Source organism: Caloranaerobacter azorensis DSM 13643, from assembly GCF_900129995.1.
In the GTDB taxonomy this organism is placed as follows: domain Bacteria; phylum Bacillota; class Clostridia; order Tissierellales; family Thermohalobacteraceae; genus Caloranaerobacter; species Caloranaerobacter azorensis.
In genome coordinates, this window is sequence record NZ_FQXO01000011.1 from 26,743 (window position 1) to 51,752 (window position 25,010).

Below are 25,010 nucleotides of genomic sequence, written 5' to 3' on the forward strand. Positions count from 1 at the left end.
TGATGTTAGAAGTAAATAAGGAAACATTTGAAGCTGAAGTATTAAATGCAGAAGGATATGTCTTAGTAGATTTCTGGGGAAAAAGCTGTGAACCTTGTAAGGCATTATTACCACATGTAGAGAAATTAGCAGAAAAGTATGGAGACAAGATGAAATTCTGTAAACTTGATACTTCATCAGCAAGAAGATTAGCTATTAAACAAAGAGTATTAGGATTACCTACAATAGCTATTTATAAAGATGGAGAGAAAATTGATGAATTAACAAAAGAAGATGCAACACCTGCAAACATTGAGGAAATGATTAAAAAATATATTTAAATTTTTTCTTTAAACTTATTAAAAATTAAAGGGAGGTGACTGCATGCGCCTAGAATTAGGAAATATCTATATCAAGGATGTTCAATTTGGAGATGAAACAAAGGTTGAAAATGGAGTACTTTATGTAAATAAAGAAGAACTAATCTCTATTATATCAGAAGATGAACATCTAAAGAGTGTAGATGTTGAATTGGCTAAACCAGGTGAAAGTATAAGGATAATGCCTGTAAAAGATGTTATTGAGCCAAGAGTTAAAGTAGAAGGGAAAGGCGGTATTTTCCCTGGTGTAATATCAAAAGTAGAAACGGTAGGTTCTGGAAGAACTAACGTTTTGAAAGGCGCTGCTGTAGTAACTACTGGTAAAATAGTAGGTTTCCAAGAAGGAATAATCGATATGACTGGTCCAGGAGCCGAGTATACACCTTTTTCAAAATTGAATAATGTTGTTTTAGTGTGTGAGCCAGTTGATGGATTAAAACAACATGAACATGAAAAAGCTGTTAGAATGGCGGGATTAAAAGCTGCCGAATATTTAGGTAAAGCAGCTAAAAATGTAGAACCAGATGAAGTTGAGACTTATGAATTTTTACCATTACTTAAGAGTATTGAAAAATATCCAGATTTACCAAAAGTAGCATATGTATTAATGCTTCAAAGCCAAGGTTTATTACATGATACTTATGTATATGGTGTTGATGCTAAACAGATATTGCCTACTTTAATAAGTCCAACAGAATTAATGGATGGGGCTATTATAAGTGGTAACTGTGTGTCAGCTTGTGACAAGAACACTACTTATCACCATTTAAATAACCCAATAATTCAAGACCTTTATAAAAAGCATGGGAAAGAATTAAACTTTGTCGGTGTTATTATAACTAATGAAAACGTATATTTGGCTGATAAAGAACGCTCATCAAATTGGGCTGCTAAATTAGCTGAGTATTTAGGTGTAGATGGTGTTATCATTTCACAAGAAGGTTTTGGTAACCCAGATACAGACTTAATTATGAATTGTAAGAAAATAGAACAAAAAGGCATTAAAACAGTTATTGTAACAGATGAATATGCAGGAAGAGATGGAGCTTCACAATCATTAGCAGATGCTGATCCATTGGCAAATGCTGTTGTAACAGGAGGTAACGCTAATGAAATTATTGAGTTACCGCCTATGGATAAGGTTATAGGGCATGTTGAACCTGCTAATAAGATTGCAGGAGGATTTGATGGCAGTTTGAAAGAAGATGGATCTATAGTAGTTGAATTACAGGCTATAACAGGAGCTACTAATGAACTAGGATTTAATAAATTGACAGCTAAGGGATATTAAACAAGAATATATAAAATAAAGAAAATTGAAGTAAAAATTATATAGAAAGGAAGGGTAAGAATGGGATTACTAGATGGTAAAAAAGTAATCATAATTGGTGACAGAGATGGAATTCCTGCACAAGCTATTGAAGAGTGTTTGAAGACTACTGAAGCTGAAGTAGTTTTTGCATCAACTGAATGTTTTGTCTGAACTGCTGCAGGAGCTATGGACCTAGAAAATCAAAAGAGGGTTAAAGATTTAACTGAAAAATATGGTGCTGAAAATGTTGTTGTAATATTAGGAGCTGCTGAAGCAGAAGCTGCTGGGTTAGCAGCTGAAACTGTTACAGCAGGAGACCCTACTTTTGCAGGTCCATTAGCAGGAGTCCAGTTAGGACTTAGAGTATATCATGCAGTAGAACCAGAATTCAAAAATGAGGTTGATCCAGAAGTTTATGATGAGCAAATTGGTATGATGGAAATGGTATTAGATGTAGATGAAATCATAAGTGAAGTTAGTGAAATAAGAGAAGAATATTGTAAATTTAATGATTAAAAAGACCCGAATTAGAGAGGGGGGAAAAAATGAGTAAAATAAGAGTAGTTCATTATATTAACCAATTCTTCGCAGGAATTGGTGGAGAAGAGAAAGCTGACTACAAGCCTGAAGTAAGAGAAGGGGTTGTAGGCCCTGGTATGGAGTTTAATAAGAAGTTTGGGGAAGAGGCAGAAATAGTAGCAACTATAATCTGTGGTGACTCATATTTCAATGAAAATATAGAAGAAGCAAAGAAAACAATAATTGAAATGGTTAAAAAATATAATCCTGATTTATTTATTGCAGGTCCGGCATTTAATGCTGGTAGATATGGGGTTGCTTGCGGTACTATAACTGACGCTGTTAATAAAGAATTAGGAATTCCGGTATTAACAGGTATGTATCCAGAAAATCCTGGAGCAGATATGTTCAAAAAAAGTGTTTATATAATAGAGACTAAAAATAGTGCAGCTGGTATGAGAAAAGCCGTTAAGTCAATGGCTGCTTTGGCTTTAAAATTAGCAAAAGGTGAAAAAATAGGAACTCCTGATGAAGAAGGTTATATTCCTAGGGGTATAAGAAAGAATTATTTTGCAGAAAAAAGAGGTTCAGAAAGAGCAGTTGAGATGCTCATTAAGAAACTTAAAGGTGAAGAATTTAAAACTGAATATCCTATGCCAGATTTTGATAGAGTAGATCCAAATCCTCCAGTAAAAGATATTACTAAAGCTAAAATTGCTTTAGTTACTTCGGGAGGTATAGTACCAAAAGGTAATCCAGATCATATAGAGTCTTCGAGTGCATCTAAATATGGTAAATATGATATTTCACAATTTGATGATTTAACACCAGAGACACATGAAACAGCGCATGGTGGTTATGACCCTGTTTATGCAAATGAAGATGCAGATAGAGTATTACCTGTAGATGTTCTTAGAGAACTTGAGAAAGAAGGAAAGATTGGTCAGCTTCATAGATACTTCTATACTACAACTGGTAATGGTACTTCTGTTGCTAACGCTAAAGCTTTTGCAGCCGAATTTGCAAAAGAGTTAGTAGCAGATGGTGTGGATGCTGTTATCTTAACATCTACATGAGGTACTTGTACACGTTGCGGTGCAACAATGGTTAAAGAAATTGAAAGAGCAGGTATTCCTGTAGTTCATATGTGTACAGTAGTACCTATATCACTAACTGTTGGTGCTAATAGAATAGTTCCAACAATAGCGATACCACATCCGCTTGGAAACCCAAGTCTTAGCAGAGAAGAAGAAAAGGCTTTAAGAAGAAGTTTAGTAGAAAGAGCGCTAAAAGCTTTACAAACTGAAGTGGATGGACAGACAGTTTTTGAAGAGTAAGCTAATCATATAAAACTATAAGGGTGATGATAGGTTCATCACCCTTTGTTAAAATAATAGAAAATTAGTGTATTATTTGCGGAGGTGAAAATTATGAGTTTTGCAGTAGTTAAAGGAGCAGGTTATATTTTAGTTCATGCACCTGATATGGTTATACACAATGGTACTACTCAAACTTCAGAAAGAATAATAAATCCTGATTCAGAATATTTAAAAGAACTTCCAAAGCATTTACGTAACTTTGACGAAGTTGTAAGTTATGCACCAAATCAAACTTATATTGGAAACATTTCACCAGATGATTTATCAAAATATGAGATGCCTTGGTATGATAAAAAGGTTGAAGGTGCAGATAGATTTGGTAAATTCGGAGAAATTATGCCGCAAGATGAATTTATAGGTCTTATGAAGATATCTGATACATTTGATTTAGTAAAATTAGAAAAAGAGTTTACTAATATTGTTAAAGAAAAGTTAGAGAAACATCCACTAATGAATGATAATTTAATTTCGAAACTTAAAGAAGGCGAAGAGATTTCCGAAATAGAAAAATTGATTAATCAGCAGCATGCAGAACCAATTTATAATGAAGGTAAATTAGTTGGATGTGTTAAAAGAGCGCATGATATTGATATTAATTTGAATGCTCATACTTTATTTGAAAATTTAGTCGTTAAAGCTTCGGGAGCATTAGCATTGTTAAATTTATTAGCTAAAAATAATTTTAAAGCTGAAGATATAGATTATGTAATTGAGTGTTCAGAAGAAGCTTGCGGCGATATGAACCAAAGAGGTGGCGGAAACTTTGCGAAGGCGATTGCAGAAGTTGTAGGTTGTATAAATGCTACTGGATCAGACACAAGAGGATTCTGTGCGGGACCTACTCATGCACTAATAGAAGCTGCTGCTTTAGTTCAGGCTGGAGTTTATGAAAACGTCGTAATAGTAGGTGGAGGAGCAACTGCAAAATTAGGAATGAACGGAAAGGACCATGTAAAGAAAGGTATGCCTATATTAGAGGATGTCTTAGGCGGATTTGCAGTATTAGTAAGTAAAAATGATGGAGTAAATCCTGTATTAAGAACCGATTTAGTAGGACGTCATACTGTTGGAACAGGGTCATCACCACAAGCTGTAATCACTTCATTAATAACTACTCCATTAGATAAAGGAAACTTAAAAATTACAGATATAGATAAATATTCTGTTGAGATGCAAAATCCAGATGTTACTAAACCAGCTGGAGCAGGAGATGTTCCTACATCAAACTATAAGATGATTGCTGCTTTAGGCGTTAAGAGAAAAGAGTTAGATAGAAAAGATTTGATGAATTTTGTTAAAGAGCATGGTATGCCAGGATGGGCGCCAACTCAAGGGCATATTCCTTCTGGTGTTCCTTATATAGGTTTTGCGAGAGAAGAAATGCTAGATGGTAAAATAAATAGAGCTATGATTGTTGGTAAAGGTAGTTTATTCTTAGGACGTATGACAAACTTATTTGATGGCGTGTCGATTGTGATTGAAAGAAATAGTGGTAAAGTAGATAGTAATAAAGGAGTTTCTGAAGAAGAAGTTAAGAAGTTAGTAGCAGAAGCTATGAGAGAATTTGCATCACATCTTTTAAAAGATTAGAGGTGATATAGATGTCAGATAACAACGTAAAAAAGCTCATAGGTAAAGTTTTTAATGATATAGCTGATGCAATAGAAACAGGACAATTTGGCAAGAAAGTAAGAGTAGGTATTACAATTTTAGGCAGTGAGCATGGTGTTGAAAATATAGTCAGAGGAGCTGAAATAGCCCAGTCAAGAGACAACTCTATTGAAGTAGTATTAATAGGACCTAAAGTAGATACAGAATTAGAAATAATTGAAGCAAACACTGAAGAAGAAGCTCATAAAAAAATGGAAGAACTATTAGATAGTAATGAAATTAATAGTGCCGTTACAATGCATTATAATTTTCCAATAGGCGTTTCAACTGTAGGGAAAGTTATTACACCTGGTTTGGGTAGAGAGATGTTTATAGCTACTACAACGGGAACATCTTCTCCAGATAGAGTGGAGGCCATGACAAAAAATGGAATATTTGGTATTATAACTGCTAAAGCTATGGGAATAGAAAATCCTACTGTAGGGATACTAAATGTTGATGGAGCTAGACAAGTAGAAAGAGTTCTTAAAGAATTATCTAATAATGGATATGAAATAAACTTTACTGAATCAATGAGAGCAGATGGTGGTTCAGTAATGAGGGGAAACGACCTCTTGGCAGGAACACCTGATGTAATGATTACCGATACATTAACAGGTAATTTACTTATGAAGATTTTTTCCTCATTTACAACAGGAGGAAGCTATGAGGCTATGGGCTATGGATATGGTCCTGGAATTGGAGAAGATTATAGTAGAATAATATTAATACTTTCAAGGGCTTCAGGCGTTCCAGTAGTAGCAAATGCTATTTCTTATGCTGCGAAATTAGCTAAAGGCGATTTAATAAAAATTAGTAAGGAAGAGTTTGCCAAAGCCAAAAAAGCTAAATTAGATGATATAATAAATGGATTGAAAAAAGGAGCAGCGGCTAAAGAAGTAGAAGAAGAAGTTATAGCACCGCCAAAAGAAGTAGTAACTGGATCAATTTCTGGTATAGATATTTTGGAATTAGAAAATGCCGTTAAAATATTGTGGAAAAATGGTATTTATGCAGAGAGCGGAATGGGTTGTACAGGCCCTATAGTGATGGTTAATGAATCGAAACTAGATAAAGCTATAGAAATATTAGTAAATGCCGGCTATAAATCTAAGGAAACCTTTTCATGCTAAGCAAATGCCCTAGGTATATTCCTAGGGTATTTTACATAGATTATAAAGTAGATTTTTTATTATTACAGAAAAAGTGTATTGATTATAAAAAGTTTAGGATTTTTAGAGGAATTTTTATAATTTTATAGAATATTATAATTTGTTGGTTAATTTAATTAATTCTGCAAACTGATTTGTGGACAAAATAATATTTAAGGAGGTATTTTGAAATGATTAAAAAGATTATTGCACTTCTATTGACTACTGTTTTAGTACTCACTTTAGCAGTAGGATGTACTAGTAAAACTGGGAAAGTAACTATTGGTATGATTACTGACACTGGTGGATTAGGAGATCAGTCATTTAACGATTCTGCTTGGGAAGGTCTAGGTAGAGCAGAAAAAGAACTTGGTATTGAAAGAAAAGTACTTGAATCTGAAAGTGCTGATGACTATTTACCAAACTTAACTAGTTTTGCTGAAGAAAAAATGGATTTAATTATAGGAGTTGGATACTTATTTGATAAATCAATGGAAACAGCATCCAAACAGTTTCCAGATCAGAAATTTGCTATAATTGATGCAGTGGTTAACGCTCCTAATGTTGCATCACTTACATTTAAAGAAGAAGAAGGTTCATTTTTAGTAGGGGTTATAGCTGGACTTGCAACTAAAACTAATAAAATAGGATTTATTGGTGGAATGAAATCTCCTTTAATTCAGAAATTTGAATATGGTTTTAGAGCAGGTATTAAAGCTGTTAATCCTAATGCAGAAGTATTTGTGAACTATGCCGATTCTTTCGAAGATGCTGCTAAAGGTAAAGAAATAGCATTAGTACAACACGAAAAAGGTGCCGACATTATATACCATGCTGCTGGTGGTGTTGGTGTTGGATTAATCGAAGCAGCTAAAGAAAAAGGATTTTGGGCAATTGGTGTTGATAAAGACCAATCAGCTCTAGCTCCCAAAAATGTTCTTTGTTCAATGATAAAGAGAGCTGATAATGCAACATATTATGTTGCTAAAGCTATAAAAGAAGGGAAATTTGAAGGTAAAGTATATACTTATGGTTTAAAAGAAGAAGGTGTAGATTATAGTGATAAAGCTGGTAATTTAACTAAAGAGTTAAAAGATGCAGCTGAAAAATATAAAAAAGCTATAATAGAAGGTAAAATAGTAGTTCCTAAAACTAAAGAAGAGTTTGAAAAGTTTGAAGCTCCAAAATTGTAAGAACATTTATACTTGATTAAATTTTATAATATCGGTTATAATAATTAGGTCAGATACAGTATCTGACCTAATTCTGTTTTAAAGGAGGGAATTTGGGTGAATTATGTAGTAGAGATGAAAAATATTACTAAAGTTTTTCCAGGTGTTGTTGCTAATGATAATGTTAATTTTTCTGTCAAGAAAGGTGAAATTCATGTTTTATTGGGGGAAAATGGTGCTGGAAAAACTACTTTAATGAATATATTATATGGTTTATATGAGCCGACATCTGGTGAAATATATATCAAGGGAGAAAAGGTGGAAATAAAAAATCCTAACATTGCTATTGAAAAAGGGATAGGAATGGTACATCAACATTTTATGTTGGTTGAGCCTTTTACAGTAGCGGAAAACATTATCCTTGGTACTGAACCGTCTCTGTATGGTGGATTAAAGTTGGACAATGAAAAAGCAGTAGAGGAAGTTAATAGGATCTCAAACGAATATGGTTTGGCTGTAGATCCAAATGTGAAAATAGAGGATATTTCTGTGGGTATGCAGCAGAGGGTTGAAATATTAAAAGCTCTCTATAGAGGAGCCGATATTTTAATATTAGATGAGCCGACTGCAGTTCTTACTCCACAGGAAATTGAAGAACTTGGAGTAATTTTAAGGAATCTTGCTAACCAAGGCAAATCTATTATTTTAATCACTCATAAACTAAAAGAAGTAATGGCAATGAGTGATAGGGTGACGGTCATAAGAAGAGGTAAAATTATAAATACTTTAAATACAAAAGATACTAGCGGTGAAGAATTAGCTGAGTTAATGGTAGGTAGAAAAGTTAATTTAGTAGTTCAAAAAGAAAAAAGGGAAGCTGGTAAGTCGGTATTAGAGGTTAAAGATTTACATGCATTAGATAATAGAGGAGTACCAGCACTTAAAGGTATTAGTTTTGAGGTTAAAGCCGGAGAAATTTTTGCATTAGCAGGTGTAGATGGTAATGGACAAACTGAACTGATAGAGGTAATAACAGGATTGAGAAATGCGATAAAAGGAAAGGTTCTATTAGAAGGAGAAGATATTACCAGATTAAAAACTAGAAAAATAATTGAAAAAGGAGTAGGACATATACCGGAAGATAGACTTAAGAGAGGATTAATTCTTAATCATACGATTGCAGAGAATATGATACTTGGAGATCATCATAAAGAACCTTTTAGTAAAAACGGAATAATGAATTATGATATTATTCATGAACATGCTAAAAAATTAATTGAAGAATTTGATGTTAGAACACCGAGCGAAGAAGTTAATGCAAAGTCACTTTCTGGAGGTAATCAGCAGAAAGTTATTATAGCAAGAGAATTGAATAGAGATCCAGTATTATTAATTGCAGCACAGCCTACAAGAGGTTTAGATGTTGGAGCAATTGAGTTTGTGCATAAAAGATTAGTAGAACAAAGAAATAGAGGTAAGGCTGTACTTCTAGTTTCTTTAGAGTTAGATGAAGTTATGGCATTAGCCGATAGAATAGGTGTAATATATGACGGAAAACTTGTCGGAATTCTTAGTGCAGAAGAAGCTACTGAGAAAAAGCTTGGTATAATGATGGCTGGCGGTAAAGCATAAATTCTAAATAATAAGGCGAGGTGAAACAATGGAAAGGGATAGTAAGTTAAAGACATTTGTTGAAAATATAAAATTTCCATTATTAGCAATTTTATTGTCTTTTTTAATAGGTGCTTTATTTATTATTTGGACGGGTAACAATCCATTAGTTGCTTATGGGGCACTTCTTAGCGGTAGTTTAGGAGGATTAGACAGATTTGGACAAACACTTTTAAAAACTACTCCTTTAATATTTACTGGTTTGGCAGTTTCGTTTGCTTTTAGATGTGGTCTATTTAATATAGGAGCAGAGGGACAGTATGTAATCGGAGCATTAACTACAGTAGCTGCTGGTTATATATTTAATTCTATATTTGGAGATTTACCGAGATTTATATTTATACCTTTAGTTATGTTAGCAGGTGCATTGGGCGGTGCACTTTGGGCAGCAATTGCAGGTTTTCTTAAATCGAAATTAGGTGTACATGAAGTAATAACTACAATAATGCTTAACTATACAAGTATTCATGTAAGTAATTTTTTTGTTAGAACTGCATTAAATCCTTCTACATTAGAGGGAACTACACAGAAAGCATACACTGTTTTACTGCCTGAGTCTGCAAGATTAACTCAGCTAAAGGAAATTATACCTTGGTTTGGTTATTCTAGCGTTCATACAGGTATATTTATAGCTATAATTTGTGCTATTATAGCATATTTTATATTATTTAAAACTACTTTAGGATATGAAATACGTTCGGTGGGGCAAAATTCTCATGCAGCGGAGTATGGTGGAATAAGTGTTTCTAAAAACCTTGTATTAGCAATGATTATATCTGGAATGTTTGCAGGATTAGCTGGTGCTACACAAGTAGCAGGTTTAAACTATAAAGTTGATATGGCTCCTATTTCTCCTGGCTATGGTTTTACAGGTATAGCTGTTGCTTTAGTTGGTAAAAATCATCCGCTTGGGGTATTAGCTAGTGCACTTTTATTTGGTATTTTGAGTAATGGTGCTAGGAGAATGCAGATTGAAGGTATTCCAAAAGAAGTAGTTGGGATAATACAAGGTATAATTATCATTTTTATAGCAGGTGAAAGAATTATAAAATTTGTATCTGAGATAAGAGAACGCAGAAATAGAAAATGCAACGTTGAGGGGGTGAATTAAGTTGTTAAGTATTATAATAGCTGTAGTAGCATCAGCTTTAAGATTGGCAACACCGCTTATTTTTGCATCATTAGGAGGAGTTTTTTCTGAAAGATCTGGTGTTGTTAATATAGCACTCGAAGGTATTATGATCAATGGAGCTTTTTTCTCAATATTAACAACTGAATTTACAGATTCACCTTGGTTAGGAGTATTAGTCGCAGCTATCGTTGGTATATTAACTTCTTTAATTCTAGCTTTCTTAGCAGTTCATCTTAAAGCGGATCAGGTAGTTACTGGTGTTGCAATAAACCTACTTTCAGCAAGTTTTACTGCATTTCTATTAGAGATAGTATGGCACAGATCGGGGCAGACTGATCCGGTTGAAAATGCGATTAGAGCTAAACCTTTGCCTCTTATAAATAAAATACCGATTATTGGAGATTTAACTTCGCAATTAACGCCTTTTGTGTACTTAGCTATATTAGCTGTTATTGTTTCATATTATGTATTATACAAAACCCCTTTTGGATTAAGAGTTAGAGCGGTTGGAGAACATCCGAGAGCAGCAGACACAGTGGGGATTAATGTATATAAAATTAGATATATATGTGTTATGATAAGTGGTGCATTAGCAGGAATTGCAGGATCAGCTTTATCATTAGGTGCGATAAGCTTATTTAGAGAAGGCATGACTGCTGGAAAAGGCTTCATAGCTTTAGCAGCTATGATATTCGGTAAATGGCATCCTGTAGGAGCTTTTTTAGCTTGTTTATTCTTTGGATTTACAGAAGCAATTCAAATACAAGCATCAACTCTTGGATTAGGTTTTATACCATCAGAGTTTTTGCAAATCATACCTTATGTAGCTACAATATTAGCTTTAGCTGGTGTGGTAGGTAGAGCTGTTGCTCCAGCGGCAGATGGTGTACCTTATGAAAAAGGAGAAAGATAGTAAAGAATATTTTGCTCTCTGTCAAATGAGGCAGAGAGCTTTCTTTTTACATATGATTTTTGATATAATATTTTAGAGGGCGATTAGTCATAAACTAGTAATTAATATTATAGATTATAGTAATAAATTAAATATTTTTAGGAGTGAAATATATGAGACTTGGATTTGAACTGAGTCTTCAGCAGTCTCAAAAGTTAATAATGACACCTGAATTAAGACAAGCTATTAAAATATTGCAATATACTAATTTTGAATTATCTCAGTTTATTGAGGAAGAATTAGAAAAAAATCCATTGCTAGAAATCGAATCTAGAGAAGATAATGCAGAGAAAGATATAGACTTAGATGAATTAAAATCAGGAATTGATTGGAAAGAATATCTGGGGAAATATGATGACATAAGTTATAGTAGTTATAAAGAGGATGATAGCAATGATTGGATTTTAGAAAACTATATAACATATAAAACTACGCTCAAAGAACATCTCTTGTTTCAGTTGAATTTGACGTTATTTGATGAAATGGATAAAAAAATAGGAGAATTTATTATTGAAAGTTTGGATGAAAATGGGTATTTAAGAATCACAACTAATGAGATAGCAAATCGGTTAAAGGTTGATGATGATCGAGTTGAAAACGTTTTAAAGATAATACAAACTTTCGATCCGGTTGGGGTCGGAGCTAAAGATTTGAAAGAGTGTTTGAAGATACAACTAGAAGATCGAGGTATAAAGGACCCATATGTTTTTAAAGTATTAGAAAATTATTTAGAGGAAATAGCCTGTAATAAACTTACTAAAATTTCAAAAGAATTAGGTATTAGTATAAAAAAAGTACAAAATATATGTGATTTAATCAAAACTCTTGAACCAAAACCGGGAAGAGGTTTTATTAATAGCAGTGATGATGTTAAGTTTATAAAACCTGATGTTACTTTAGAAATTATTGACGGTGAATATATAATACAAGTAAATGATGTAACTGCACCTAGATTAACCGTAAATAATTACTATAGAAGATTACTCAATCAAGCAATTGAAGAGGCTATTGTTAAATTTATAAAATGTAAGCTCGATTCTGCTTTATGGTTAATTAAAAGTATAGAACAGAGGAGAATGACAATTTATAGAGTTGCGGAGGCAATAGTTAGATATCAAAGAGAGTTTTTTGAAAAAGGGAAAAAAGCTTTAAAGCCTTTATCATTAAAAGTGATAGCTGATGAATTAGAAATACATGAATCTACAGTAAGTAGAGCAATAAATGGTAAATATATACAAACTCCTAAAGGAATATTTGAGTTAAAATTCTTTTTTTCGAGAGGAGTATTAGCAAATCAAGAGGAGATTTCTTCGACTAGTGTAAAATCTATGATAAAAGAATTGATAGAGAGTGAAGACCCTAAAAAGCCATTAAGCGATCAAAAAATAACAGATATATTAAGAAAGAAAAATATAAAAATATCTAGGAGGACTGTAGCAAAATATAGGGATGAATTAAATATTCCTTCTTCAAATTTAAGAAAAAGATATTAAAGAAAAATAGGGTTTCTAGTCTTGAAATTTAAAAATATATTGATTATAATATAGGTGTTGGTAAATTTTTTTATAAGTAATGGGACATAATGATTATATGCGGGACATTAAACGTCCATACCTTAATTATTCTTGTATTTTATAGCTATTTTGTTGAACTATGTGGGACATATGCTGCCATTATGGACGCCATAAGTCCATGAGGAGAGAAAAATTATGAAGGATATTATCGAACTACAAAGAAAAATTGTGCCAGAAATGATTGAGATTTTAGAAAAAAGGTATAATATTCTAAGAAATATATATTATAATCAGCCGATAGGTAGGAGAACGTTGGCTAATAGTTTAAATGTTGGTGAGAGAATAATAAGGACAGAAGTTAGTATATTGAAAAAACAGGGTTTATTGGAAATAAAATCTCAAGGTATGAATGTTACTCAAGAAGGTAAAATAATAATTGAAGATTTGAAAGATTTTATACATAGAATAAAGGGTCTGAATGGATTAGAAAAAAAGTTAGAGGAAAGATTAAATATTAGCAATGTTATAGTAGTACCGGGTAATTATGATGAAGATAAATTGATATTAAAGGATATTGGTAAAGCTTCAGCTAAGTATTTAAAGCAAATCATAAGAAACGATAGTATTATAGGAATAACTGGTGGTACTACAATGGCTCAATTAGCCGAGGAGATGCCAGAACAAAGAGGAGAAACTGATATTCTTGTACTTCCTGCTAGAGGTGGACTTGGGAAAAATGTAGAGGTACAGGCTAATAATGTTGCAGCTAAATTAGCACAGAAGTTAGGTGGGCATTATAAATTACTGCATATACCTGATAATATAGGCAAAGAAGCTCTTGATGCACTTCTGCAAGTATCGGAAATTAGAGAGATTGTTGAATCTATAAAAAGATTAGATGTATTGGTATTTGGAATAGGTAGAGCAGATGTAATGGCGAGAAGAAGGCAGCTTAGTCCAGAAGTAATACAAGAATTAAAAAATAGAGGTGCAGTTGCAGAGGCTTTTGGGCACTATTTTAATACAAAAGGGGAAAAAGTTTGGGAATCAAATTCAGTTGGTTTATCTCTAGTAGATTTTGAGAATTTAAAGAATGTAATTGGAGTTGCATGTGGTGTAAGTAAAGCTGAGGCTATAGTTGCTATTTGCAGTCTTAAAAGAGATATGACTTTAATTACAGATGAGGGAGCAGCTAGAAAGATACTAGAATTAGTTAAATAAGCTACATATGTAGCTAAAAAATATAAAGGAGGAATATACAATGGCTATTAAAGTTGGTATTAATGGTTTTGGAAGAATAGGAAGAAATGTTTTAAGATCAGCATTAGAGAATGGAGTTACTGAGTTCGAGGTTGTAGCAATTAACGATTTAGCAAAACCTGAAGCTTTAGCACACTTATTCAAATATGATTCATGTTTTGGAAAATTTGAAGGAACTGTAGCAGTAGAAGGAGATTATATAGTATTAAATGGAAAGAAAATAAAAGTTTTAAGCGAAAGAGATCCTGAAAAATTACCTTGGGCAGAGTTAGGAGTAGACATTGTAATAGAATCAACTGGTATTTTCAGAGATAGAGAAGGAGCAGAAAAACATATCAAAGCAGGAGCTAAAAAAGTTATAATCAGTGCACCTGCTAAAAATGAAGATGTAACAATAGTTATGGGTGTAAATGAGAAAGATTATGATCCAGCAAATCACAATATAATTTCAAATGCTTCTTGTACAACTAACTGTTTAGCACCAGTTGCTAAAGTTATATTAGAGAAATTTGGAATTAAAAAAGGATTAATGACAACAGTTCACTCATATACAAATGACCAAAGAATATTAGATGCACCACATAAAGACTTAAGAAGAGCTAGAGCAGCTGCTGAATCAATCATTCCTACAACTACAGGAGCAGCTAAAGCAGTTGCATTAGTATTACCTGAATTAAAAGGAAAATTAAGTGGTATGGCAATGAGAGTACCAACTCCAACAGTTTCAGTAGTAGACGTAGTATTTGAAGTTGAAAAAGAAACTACTGCAGAAGAAGTAAATAAAGCTTTAAAAGAAGCAGCTGAAGGAGAATTAAAAGGAGTATTAGGATATTCAGATGAGCCACTAGTATCAATCGATTACAGAAAAGATTCTCATTCATCAATAGTTGATGCTTTATCAACCATGGTAATTGGTGGAAATATGGTTAAAGTTGTTTCATGGTATGATAATGAGTGGGGATATTCAACAAGAGTTGTTGATTTAGTAAAATACATTATTGAAAAAGGACTATAAAAGATGTTGACCGGTTTTGTAGTTAGCTACAAAACCGGCTTTACCTTTAAGAAGTAGAATTGCTTGAGGAGGGGTAATATGTTAAATAAAAGAACGGTTGAGGATTTAGATGTTAGAGGTAAAAAAGTATTAGTGAGATGTGATTTTAACGTACCAATGAATGAAAATGGCGAAATAACTGACGATAGAAGAATTAGAAGTGCAATCCCTACAATTGAATACATAATCAATAATGGTGGAAAAGTAATATTAATGTCACATTTAGGAAGACCAAAAGGAGAGCCTAATCCTAAATACAGTTTAGAGCCAGTAGCAAAGAGATTATCTGAACTTTTAAATAAAGAGGTAATTTTTGCAGCAGATGATAACGTAGTTGGAGAAAATGCTAAAAAAGCTGTTGCAGAAATGAAAGAAGGAGATGTAGTTTTACTACAAAATACTAGATATAGAAAAGAAGAAACAAAAAATGGAGAAGAATTTGCAAAAGAATTAGCTTCATTAGCTGACCTTTTTGTAAATGATGCTTTTGGTACAGCTCATAGAGCACATGCTTCAAATGTTGGTGTTAGTCAGCATTTACCATCAGCTGTAGGATATCTTGTTAAAAAAGAAATTGAAGTTATGGGTAAGGCTATGTCAAATCCGGAGAGACCTTTTGTAGCTATACTTGGTGGAGCTAAAGTATCAGACAAGATAGGAGTTATCGAAAATCTATTAGATAAAGTAGACAGTTTATTAATAGGTGGAGGAATGATGTTTACATTCCTAAAAGCAAAAGGATATGAGATAGGAAAATCTCTTTTAGAAGAAGATAAAATAGAGTTAGCAAAAGAGCTTATGAAAAAAGCAGAAGAAAAAGGTGTTAAATTATTATTACCTGTAGATACTGTTGTAGCAAAAGAATTCAAGAATGATACTGAATTTAAAACTGTAAAAGTTGAAGAAATACCAGCAGATATGATGGGATTAGATATTGGAGAGGAAACAAGAAAGATATTTGCTGAAGAAATATTAAAAGCTAAAACTGTTGTATGGAACGGACCAATGGGCGTTTTTGAAATGGAGAACTTTGCAAAGGGAACAGAAGCAATAGCTGAAGCTATGGCAAAATCAGATGCTGTAACTATTGTTGGTGGAGGAGATAGTGCAGCTGCTGTTGAAAAGACAGGATATAATGATAAAATGACTCATATATCAACTGGTGGTGGAGCATCATTAGAGTTCTTTGAAGGAAAAACATTACCTGGTATTGCGGCGATTGATGATAAGTAAGGAGGAGCATTATGAGAAAGCCTATAATAGCTGGAAACTGGAAAATGCATAATACTATTGAAGAAGGTATTAAGCTAGTTAGAGAAATTAAAAGTGTAGCAGACAATACAGATGTTGAAGTAGTTGTATGTGTGCCTTTTACATCTTTAAGTGAAATAAAAAAAGAGCTTCAGGGTACTAAAGTAAAATTAGGTGCTCAAAATATGCATTGGGAAGAAAAAGGAGCATATACAGGTGAGATTTCTCCTGTAATGTTAAAAGAAATAGGAGTCGATTACGTTATAATTGGACATTCTGAAAGAAGACAATATTTCAATGAAACTGATGAAACGGTTAATAAAAAGGTGATTTCAGCTTTAAAATATGGAATAAAGCCTATTATCTGTGTTGGAGAAACTCTTGAGCAAAGAGAGAAAAATATAGAAAAAGATGTTGTTAGTAAGCAAATTATTAAGGCACTAGAGAATGTAAGTGCTGAAGATATGCTTAATGTAGTTATTGCCTATGAGCCTATCTGGGCAATAGGTACTGGAAAGACTGCTTCAAGTAAAGATGCAAATGATATGATTTCTTTTATTAGGGAAACAATTAGAGGTAAATATGGAGTAGATATTTCTGAAGAAGTAAGAATACAATATGGAGGCAGTGTAAAGCCTCATAATGTTACTGAATTAATGAATGAATCTGATATTGATGGAGCTTTGGTAGGCGGAGCAAGTCTAAAAGCAGAAGATTTCATAAATATTGTAAACTTTTAATGAGGAGGAAAAAAATGGCTAACAAACCAGTAGCTCTAATAATACTTGATGGCTGGGGAATAGGCAAAGATTATGAAGGTAATGCTATTTTAAAAGCCAAAACACCTAACTTTAAGATGCTATTAGAGAATTATCCTAGCACTAAACTAGAAGCTAGTGGATTATCAGTAGGATTGCCTGAAGGACAAATGGGTAATTCAGAAGTAGGGCATTTAAATATAGGTGCAGGTAGAATTATTTATCAAGAATTTACAAGAATAAGTAAAGCAATAGAAAATGGTGAATTCTTTGAAAAACAAGAATTTATAAAAGCAGTTGAAAATGCTAAAAAACACAATTCAAGTTTACACTTAATGGGATTATTATCTGACGGTGGTGTTCACAGCCATAATACACATCTGTATGCACTTTTAGAATTAGCACAAAAATATGGATTAAAAGAAGTATATATCCATTGTTTCTTGGATGGTAGAGATGTACCACCTAAAAGTGCTAAGAAATATATTGAAGAATTAGAAAATAAGCTTTCTGAAATAGGTGTTGGGAAAATAGCTACTATATCAGGTAGATATTATGCAATGGATAGAGATAAAAGATGGGATAGAACGAAAAAAGCTTATGATGCTATGGTATTAGGAAAAGGTAGAACAGCTTCAACGCCTATTGAAGCGATAAATAAATCTTACGACGAAGATATAACAGATGAATTTGTTGTACCAACTGTTATAGTAAAAGATAATAGTCCTGTTAAAGTAATAGAAGATAATGATTCAATAATATTCTTCAACTTTAGACCAGATAGGGCAAGACAAATAACTAGAGCTTTTGTGGATGATGATTTTGATGGATTTGTTAGGGATAAAAAAGTAAATGTTTATTTTGTATGTATGACTCAATATGATAAAACTATTGATAATGTAGAAATAGCATATAAACCTCAAGTATATGTTAATACTTTAGGAGAATATTTGAGTAAAAAGGGATTGAAACAGTTGAGGATAGCCGAAACTGAGAAATATGCTCACGTTACTTTCTTTTTCAATGGTGGAGTAGAAAAACCAAATGAAGGAGAAGAAAGAGTATTAATTCCTTCACCTAAAGTTGCAACATATGATCTTAAACCAGAAATGAGTGCGGTAGAGGTTAAAGAAGAAGTAATAAAGAGAATAAATGAAGACAAATATGATTTTATAGTTCTAAACTTTGCTAACCCAGATATGGTAGGTCATACGGGTAAATTTGAAGCAGCAGTTAAAGCTATTGAGACAGTAGACGAATGTCTAGGAGACATAGTTAAGTTAATAGTAGAAAAGGGCGGCAAAGTTATGATTACAGCTGATCATGGTAATGCCGAAGAAATGATAGATAAAGATACAGGTAAAACAATAACAGCTCATACTACTAATAAAGTACCTTGTATAGTTATAGGTGAGGGAGATGTAAAATTAAGAGAAGGTATATTGGCTGATATTGCTCCAACTATACTTGATATGATGGGTATAGAAAAGCCAGCTGAAATGACAGGTCAATCACTAATTATCAGATAAAATTATTCAGATTATTAACATTATAGATTAATGACTAGAATTATAAAGTAAGAAGGAGGAATTTAAAATGACAAAGATAATTGATGTTTATGCTAGAGAGATATTAGATTCAAGAGGAAATCCAACAGTTGAAGTTGAAGTTTGGACAGAAAGCGGGGCAATGGGAAGAGCAGCAGTTCCATCAGGTGCATCAACTGGTGCTTTTGAAGCAGTAGAATTAAGAGATAATGATAAAACTAGATTTTTAGGAAAAGGTGTTACTAAAGCTGTTGAAAATGTTAATGAGATAATTGCACCTGAAATAATTGGAATGGATGCGCTTGATCAAGTTGCAATAGATATGAAAATGTTAGAATTAGACGGAACAGAGAATAAAGGTAAATTAGGTGCTAATGCTATTTTAGGTGTTTCAATGGCTGTTGCAAAAGCTGCAGCAAATGCATTAGGTGTACCTTTATATCAATATTTAGGAGGAGTAAATGCTAAAACTCTACCAGTACCAATGATGAACATTTTAAATGGTGGTAAACATGCTGATAATAATGTAGACATTCAAGAATTTATGGTAATGCCTGTTGGAGCACCAAACTTTAGAGAGGCTTTAAGAATGGGTGCAGAAGTATTCCACAATTTAAAGAAAGTTTTAAAAGAAAAAGGTCTAAATACAGCAGTTGGTGATGAAGGTGGATTTGCTCCAAATCTAGGATCAAACGAAGAGGCATTAGCAACTATTGTTGAAGCTATTAAAAAGGCTGGATACAAACCGGGAGAAGAGATAGCACTTGCATTAGATGTTGCTGCGACTGAATTATATGATAAAGAAAAGAAAGTTTATAAATTAGCTGGTGAAGGAAAAGAGTTAACTGCTGAAGAATTAGTAAACTTCTACAGTGAATTAGTTGAGAAGTATCCTATTATTTCAATCGAAGATGGTTTAGATGAAGAAGATTGGGAAGGATGGAAGTTATTAACTGAAAAATTAGGAAATAAAATACAATTAGTAGGAGACGACTTATTTGTAACTAATACTAAGAGATTATCAAAAGGTATTGAAAAAGGTGTTGCTAATTCAATTCTTATTAAGCTAAACCAAATAGGTACAATTACAGAGACTTTAGATGCAATTGAAATGGCAAAAAGAGCTGGTTATACTGCAGTTGTATCACACAGATCAGGAGAAACAGAAGATGCAACTATTGCAGATTTCGTAGTAGCTACAAATGCTGGTCAAATTAAAACAGGAGCGCCTTCAAGAACTGATAGAGTTGCTAAATACAATCAATTATTAAGAATTGAAGATATGTTGGGCAAAACTGCTCAATATAGAGGGAAAGAAGTATTCTACAATCTTAAATAATTATTTTAATGAATATAAAAGAAATTTTTGCCAATAATAAGGGTAGACAGTTGCTACCCTTATTTATTTTAACAAATTTATTGATTTTATTAATATCCTATGTTAAAATAGCTTTGTTAATTATTAGGCGGGGAGGTGTAAGGGTGAAGATATTATTTACTATATTAATTCTAGTTTCAAGTTTAGTTTTAATAGCAAGTATATTATTACAATCTGGTAAAAGTGCCGGTTTATCAGGGACTATAGCTGGCGGTGCTGAAAGTATATGGGGAAAAAATAAAGGTAGAACTTATGAAGGTATATTAAGTAAAATTACTAGTATTTCGGCTGTTATTTTTATAATATCTGCATTAGTACTCGCAGCATTACAATAAAAGTATAATAAAAATTAAATAAAGGAGGTATTAAATTGAATATAATAGTGCCTATAATTGGGGTTATAGCGTTGATTTTCGCTTATTACAAAGCAGCTTCAATTAATAAAGTAGATGTTGGAACTGAGAGGATGAAAGAAATATCTTCCTACATACAGGAAGGAGCTATGGCATTTTTATCAAGAGAGTATAAGACACTTGTAATTTTTGTTGCAATATTATTTATAATATTAGGAATAGGTATAGGTTGGAAAACAGCTATTTGTTTCATTGTAGGTGCAGTATTTTCAGCTTTAGCAGGATTCTTTGGAATGAGAGTTGCTACTAAAGCAAATGTAAGGACTGCAAATGCAGCAAAAGAATCAGGAATGAATAAGGCTTTAGATGTTGCATTCTCAGGTGGAGCAGTTATGGGAATGGCAGTTGTTGGATTAGGATTGTTAGGAGTTGGTTCTTTATATCTAATATTTAAAGATCCTGCAGTAATTACAGGATTTGGTCTAGGGGCATCATCAATAGCTCTATTTGGTCGTGTTGGTGGAGGAATTTATACTAAAGCTGCTGACGTTGGAGCAGACTTAGTTGGTAAAGTAGAAGCTGGTATACCTGAAGACGACCCAAGAAACCCTGCTGTTATTGCTGATAACGTTGGGGACAATGTTGGAGACGTTGCAGGTATGGGAGCTGACTTATTTGAGTCATATGTAGGTTCTATAATTTCAGCAATTACATTAGGATTATTAGCTTTTGATATAAATGGGGCATTATATCCATTATTTTTAGCGAGTACAGGAATAGTAGCATCTATCATTGGTACATTCTTTGTTAGAGGAAAAGAAGGTTCAGACCCACATAAAGCTCTAAAAATGGGTACTTATGTTAGTGGAATAATTACAATAGTAGTTGCATTTTTCTTAAGTAATTCATTGCTTGGTTCACTTAAACCATTTGCAGCAATAGTAACTGGTTTAATTGTAGGGATTATTATAGGACAACTTACAGAATATTATACTTCTGGAGATTTTAAACCTGTAAGAAAAATTGCAGACCAATCAGAAACAGGAAGTGCGACAAATATTATCAGTGGTTTAGCTGTAGGTATGTTATCAACTGCTCTTCCAATTTTAGTTATAGCTATAGGTATATTAGTTGCTTTCTATACTAGCGGTGGAGCTGCTAGTGCAAGTCATGGTTTATACGGTATAGCTTTAGCTGCAGTAGGTATGTTATCAACTGCTGGTATGACAATTGCAGTTGATGCTTATGGACCAATAGCAGATAATGCTGGCGGTATTGCTGAAATGTGTGAATTACCAAAAGAAGTACGTAATATAACTGATAAATTAGATGCAGTAGGAAACACTACAGCTGCTATAGGTAAAGGATTTGCGATAGGTTCAGCAGCGCTTACAGCACTAGCTTTATTCGCTTCATATACTCAAGCAGTCAACTTATCTAGTATAGACCTAACAAAACCTACAGTTATTGCAGGTTTATTAATAGGTGGTATGCTACCATTCTTATTCTCAGCAATAACTATGGAAGCAGTTGGTAAAGCTGCATTTAGTATGATAGAAGAAGTTAGAAGACAGTTTAAAACTATACCAGGTATCATGGAAGGTAAAGCTAAACCTGAGTATAAGAGATGTGTTGATATCAGTACAGCTGCTGCGTTAAAAGAAATGATGATCCCAGGTTTATTAGCAGTACTTGCTCCACTTTTAACAGGAATATTATTAGGAACAGAAGCTCTAGGAGGTCTTTTAGCTGGAGCATTAGTATCAGGTGTACTTATGGCTATACTTATGGCTAATGCAGGTGGTGCATGGGATAATGCTAAGAAGTATATAGAAGAAGGACATCATGGTGGAAAAGGTAGTGATGCTCACAAAGCAGCGGTTGTTGGAGATACTGTTGGAGATCCATTCAAAGATACTTCAGGACCATCTATAAATATCTTAATTAAACTTATGACTATAGTTGCTTTAGTATTTGCACCATTATTCTTAAAATTTGGTGGTTTAATATTTAATTTATTCTAGTCAAAAACCCTTCTCTTTAAAAGAGAGGGGTTTTTTTAGTGAAGTTTTGGCTATCGACTAATATGAAAAGTTTTGGTATACTTAAATAAGTGATTTGGTTATAATTAATTAGATTAATATAATAATATGTAATAAAATAAAATCTGATAAAACAGTAGGGTGGTATAGATGAAAATAGATATTGATGGTTTAACAATAAATTATAAATGCGAAGGAGAAGGGAAAAATGTACTTCTACTACATGGTTGGGGTGGAAACGTAGATAGTTTTCTTCCAGTTTTTAATCATTTAAAAAATAGATTTAGAGTTTATGCAATAGATTTCCCAGGGTTTGGTGAAAGTCAGCAGCCTAACGAAGTATGGGGAGTATATGATTATGCTAGGTTGACAAAAAAGTTTATTGACCAAATGAATATGAAAGAAGTTATATTAATAGGACATTCTTTTGGAGGCAGAGTTTCAATAGTTTTAGCTAATAAATATCCTGAACTCATAAAAAAAATGATATTAGTTGATAGTGCTGGTTTAATACCTAGAAGAACTTTAAAATATTATATTAAAGTTTATATGTTTAAAACTTTGAAATTTTTATATAGACTATTATTTTTCTGGAAAGATAAAGAAAAAGCTATGGAAAAATTTTATAAAAAATTCGGTTCTAAAGATTATCGACAGGCTGGCAATATGAGAAAAATTTTAGTAAAGGTTGTAAATGAAGATTTAAAGCCCCTACTTAAAGGGATAAAGGCTTCTACTTTACTAATATGGGGCGAAAATGATGAAGCGACACCTGTTTATATGGGTAAAATTATGGAAAAGGAAATAGAGGATAGCGGGTTAGTCATTTTGAAAAATGCAGGACATTTTTCATATCTTGATCAATATAATAGATTTATAGTAATTGTTGATAAGTTTTTAGAGGAGAGTGGATTGAATGAGTAACATATTTTTGGCAATAAGTTTAGGCATTTGGTTTTTTGCCATATATCATAGGAGCAAATATTTTTTACATATGATTCAACTTGAAGGATATAAAAATAATAACTTTAAAAAGTGGATTAACGAATTTAGCTATAAGGCTTTTCCTAAAAAATTAAAATATATTTTCTTTGGTATTATAAAGGCTACAGTTATATGCATTATTGCTCTAATTATTGCTAAAGATGAGATTTTCACAATCATATATATGCTGCTTTGGATAGGTGGTATAGCCGATTCAATTAGGTTTAAGAGAGATAAAGCAAAAAAAGAATTAGTATTCACTAAAAGGGCAAAAAGATTATTTGCTTCAAATTTTATAGTAATAATAATTGAAATTTTAATAATAACTTTTATACTAATGCTGCTACCTTATGAAAAGTACTATACTTATCCTTTAGCCTTATTACTGTTAAGTACTATATATTACTTTGAACCATATAATATGATATTGGCTAATATATTAGTAGCTCCGGTAGAAAAAAAGATTAATAAATATTATTACGATAAAGCTTATAATAAAATAAGAACCTTTAAAAACTTAAAAATTGTGGGTATTACAGGAAGTTTTGGAAAAACCAGCACGAAGTTTATAACGTCAACGATTTTACAAGAAAAGTATAAAGTATTGAAAACACCTGAAAGTTATAATACTCCGATGGGTATCAGTAAAGTTATTAATAACGATTTAACTGATGAATATGAAGTTTTTGTCGTAGAGATGGGGGCAAGAAACATAGGCGATATTAAAGAAGTAGCTAGATTAGCAAATCCCAAAATAGGAGTTCTAACAGCAGTAGGACCTACTCATTTAGAAACGTTTAAAAATGTAGAAAATATAATGAAAACAAAGTATGAATTAATCGAAGAACTGCCGCCAGAAGGTATTGCGATTTTTAACTATGATAATAAATATATTAGAAAACTTGCCGATAAGACTTTTAAAGAAAAGATATTATATGGAATGGAAGATACTGAAAAATTAGATATTTATGCAACGGATTTAGAGATATCGGAATTTGGTTCAACTTTCATACTTAATGATAGGGAAGGAAATTCTGTTAAATGTCGAACAAAATTACTTGGTAGACACAATATACAGAATTTACTTGCAGGCGCTGCCGTTGCTAAAGCATTGGGATTGACATTAGAGGAGATAGCTAAAGGAATAGAAAAAGTAGAACCCGTTCCACATAGATTACAATTGATAAATCCAGGTACTGGAGTCATTGTTATTGACGACGCATTTAATTCCAATCCCGTAGGAGCGAAAGCTGCACTCGATGTAATTAATCAGTTCAAAGATAGAAGAAAAATAATAGTAACTCCTGGTATGGTTGAATTAGGAGAGCAAGAATTTGAAGCTAATAAGGAGTTTGGTAAGAATATAGCTAATGTATGCGATTATGTAATTCTTATAGGCAAAAATAGAACAAAACCGATTTTTGAAGGATTAAGGGAAATGAATTATAGTAAAGATAAGATTTTTGTGGTTAGTACGTTAAATGAGGCTACTGTGAAATTGCAAGAGTTAGTGAAACCTGGTGACGTAGTTTTGTTTGAGAATGATTTACCAGATACTTATAACGAATAGCT

The 25,010-nt window shown here is 32.6% G+C and carries 21 protein-coding genes; all 21 read left to right on the forward strand.

Features of this window, described 5'->3' with window-relative positions; translation table 11 throughout:
• The first annotated feature begins 2 nt into the window (after nucleotides 1-2).
• Nucleotides 3-320, forward strand: coding sequence for a thioredoxin TrxA (gene trxA, locus BUB51_RS02760; RefSeq protein WP_035163555.1), 318 nt, complete (start codon nucleotides 3-5; stop codon nucleotides 318-320).
• A gap of 43 nt (nucleotides 321-363) precedes the next feature.
• The gene (locus BUB51_RS02765) at nucleotides 364-1,650 is read left to right on the forward strand and encodes a glycine/sarcosine/betaine reductase component B subunit (protein ID WP_035163553.1); all 1,287 of its coding nucleotides are present in this window, start codon (nucleotides 364-366) and stop codon (nucleotides 1,648-1,650) included.
• Between the two features lie 60 nt (nucleotides 1,651-1,710).
• Entirely contained in the window at nucleotides 1,711-2,187 is a 477-nt protein-coding gene (gene grdA / locus BUB51_RS02775) for a glycine/sarcosine/betaine reductase complex selenoprotein A (RefSeq protein ID WP_083599484.1), read from the forward strand.
• Nucleotides 2,188-2,216: 29 nt separating this feature from the next.
• Nucleotides 2,217-3,527: a glycine reductase complex selenoprotein B gene (gene grdB / locus BUB51_RS02780; protein WP_081943550.1), complete on the forward strand. Its 1,311-nt coding sequence runs from the start codon at nucleotides 2,217-2,219 to the stop codon at nucleotides 3,525-3,527.
• Between the two features lie 93 nt (nucleotides 3,528-3,620).
• Nucleotides 3,621-5,159: a glycine/sarcosine/betaine reductase complex component C subunit beta gene (gene grdC / locus BUB51_RS02790; RefSeq protein ID WP_073195298.1), complete on the forward strand. Its 1,539-nt coding sequence runs from the start codon at nucleotides 3,621-3,623 to the stop codon at nucleotides 5,157-5,159.
• Nucleotides 5,160-5,170: 11 nt separating this feature from the next.
• Nucleotides 5,171-6,352 (forward strand): glycine/sarcosine/betaine reductase complex component C subunit alpha, encoded by a 1,182-nt coding sequence (gene grdD, locus BUB51_RS02795; RefSeq protein ID WP_073195300.1) that lies wholly within the window; start codon nucleotides 5,171-5,173, stop codon nucleotides 6,350-6,352.
• A 209-nt stretch (nucleotides 6,353-6,561) separates the two neighbouring features.
• Nucleotides 6,562-7,563 (forward strand): BMP family lipoprotein, encoded by a 1,002-nt coding sequence (locus BUB51_RS02800; RefSeq protein ID WP_073195303.1) that lies wholly within the window; start codon nucleotides 6,562-6,564, stop codon nucleotides 7,561-7,563.
• 114 nt (nucleotides 7,564-7,677) lie between these two features.
• Complete coding sequence (locus BUB51_RS02805) at nucleotides 7,678-9,174, forward strand: ABC transporter ATP-binding protein (protein WP_073195340.1); 1,497 nt, start codon at nucleotides 7,678-7,680, stop codon at nucleotides 9,172-9,174.
• A 28-nt stretch (nucleotides 9,175-9,202) separates the two neighbouring features.
• Nucleotides 9,203-10,324 carry an ABC transporter permease gene (locus BUB51_RS02810; RefSeq protein ID WP_073195305.1) on the forward strand — a complete coding sequence of 374 codons (1,122 nt, stop codon included), beginning with the start codon at nucleotides 9,203-9,205 and terminating at the stop codon, nucleotides 10,322-10,324.
• Between the two features lies 1 nt (nucleotide 10,325).
• Complete coding sequence (locus BUB51_RS02815) at nucleotides 10,326-11,258, forward strand: ABC transporter permease (RefSeq protein WP_035163544.1); 933 nt, start codon at nucleotides 10,326-10,328, stop codon at nucleotides 11,256-11,258.
• A 152-nt stretch (nucleotides 11,259-11,410) separates the two neighbouring features.
• Nucleotides 11,411-12,790 carry an RNA polymerase factor sigma-54 gene (rpoN, locus tag BUB51_RS02820; protein WP_073195307.1) on the forward strand — a complete coding sequence of 460 codons (1,380 nt, stop codon included), beginning with the start codon at nucleotides 11,411-11,413 and terminating at the stop codon, nucleotides 12,788-12,790.
• 216 nt (nucleotides 12,791-13,006) lie between these two features.
• Entirely contained in the window at nucleotides 13,007-14,032 is a 1,026-nt protein-coding gene (locus tag BUB51_RS02825; protein ID WP_073195309.1) for a sugar-binding transcriptional regulator, read from the forward strand.
• A 40-nt stretch (nucleotides 14,033-14,072) separates the two neighbouring features.
• Nucleotides 14,073-15,086, forward strand: a complete 1,014-nt coding sequence (gap, locus tag BUB51_RS02830; RefSeq protein WP_035163541.1) for a type I glyceraldehyde-3-phosphate dehydrogenase — start codon at nucleotides 14,073-14,075, stop codon at nucleotides 15,084-15,086.
• A 78-nt stretch (nucleotides 15,087-15,164) separates the two neighbouring features.
• Entirely contained in the window at nucleotides 15,165-16,358 is a 1,194-nt protein-coding gene (locus tag BUB51_RS02835) for a phosphoglycerate kinase (RefSeq protein ID WP_073195310.1), read from the forward strand.
• A gap of 11 nt (nucleotides 16,359-16,369) precedes the next feature.
• Complete coding sequence (tpiA, locus tag BUB51_RS02840) at nucleotides 16,370-17,116, forward strand: triose-phosphate isomerase (RefSeq protein WP_073195311.1); 747 nt, start codon at nucleotides 16,370-16,372, stop codon at nucleotides 17,114-17,116.
• A 14-nt stretch (nucleotides 17,117-17,130) separates the two neighbouring features.
• Nucleotides 17,131-18,663, forward strand: coding sequence for a 2,3-bisphosphoglycerate-independent phosphoglycerate mutase (gene gpmI / locus BUB51_RS02845; protein ID WP_035163538.1), 1,533 nt, complete (start codon nucleotides 17,131-17,133; stop codon nucleotides 18,661-18,663).
• Between the two features lie 67 nt (nucleotides 18,664-18,730).
• Nucleotides 18,731-20,020: a phosphopyruvate hydratase gene (eno, locus tag BUB51_RS02850; protein ID WP_035163537.1), complete on the forward strand. Its 1,290-nt coding sequence runs from the start codon at nucleotides 18,731-18,733 to the stop codon at nucleotides 20,018-20,020.
• Between the two features lie 143 nt (nucleotides 20,021-20,163).
• Nucleotides 20,164-20,394: a preprotein translocase subunit SecG gene (gene secG, locus BUB51_RS13230; RefSeq protein ID WP_073195312.1), complete on the forward strand. Its 231-nt coding sequence runs from the start codon at nucleotides 20,164-20,166 to the stop codon at nucleotides 20,392-20,394.
• A 29-nt stretch (nucleotides 20,395-20,423) separates the two neighbouring features.
• Nucleotides 20,424-22,436 carry a sodium-translocating pyrophosphatase gene (locus BUB51_RS02860; protein ID WP_143153549.1) on the forward strand — a complete coding sequence of 671 codons (2,013 nt, stop codon included), beginning with the start codon at nucleotides 20,424-20,426 and terminating at the stop codon, nucleotides 22,434-22,436.
• A gap of 168 nt (nucleotides 22,437-22,604) precedes the next feature.
• Nucleotides 22,605-23,378 (forward strand): alpha/beta fold hydrolase, encoded by a 774-nt coding sequence (locus BUB51_RS02865; protein WP_073195314.1) that lies wholly within the window; start codon nucleotides 22,605-22,607, stop codon nucleotides 23,376-23,378.
• Complete coding sequence (locus tag BUB51_RS02870; protein WP_073195315.1) at nucleotides 23,371-25,008, forward strand: UDP-N-acetylmuramoyl-tripeptide--D-alanyl-D-alanine ligase; 1,638 nt, start codon at nucleotides 23,371-23,373, stop codon at nucleotides 25,006-25,008. Before BUB51_RS02865 ends, BUB51_RS02870 begins: the two co-directional genes overlap by 8 nt.
• The last annotated feature ends 2 nt before the right edge of the window (nucleotides 25,009-25,010 follow it).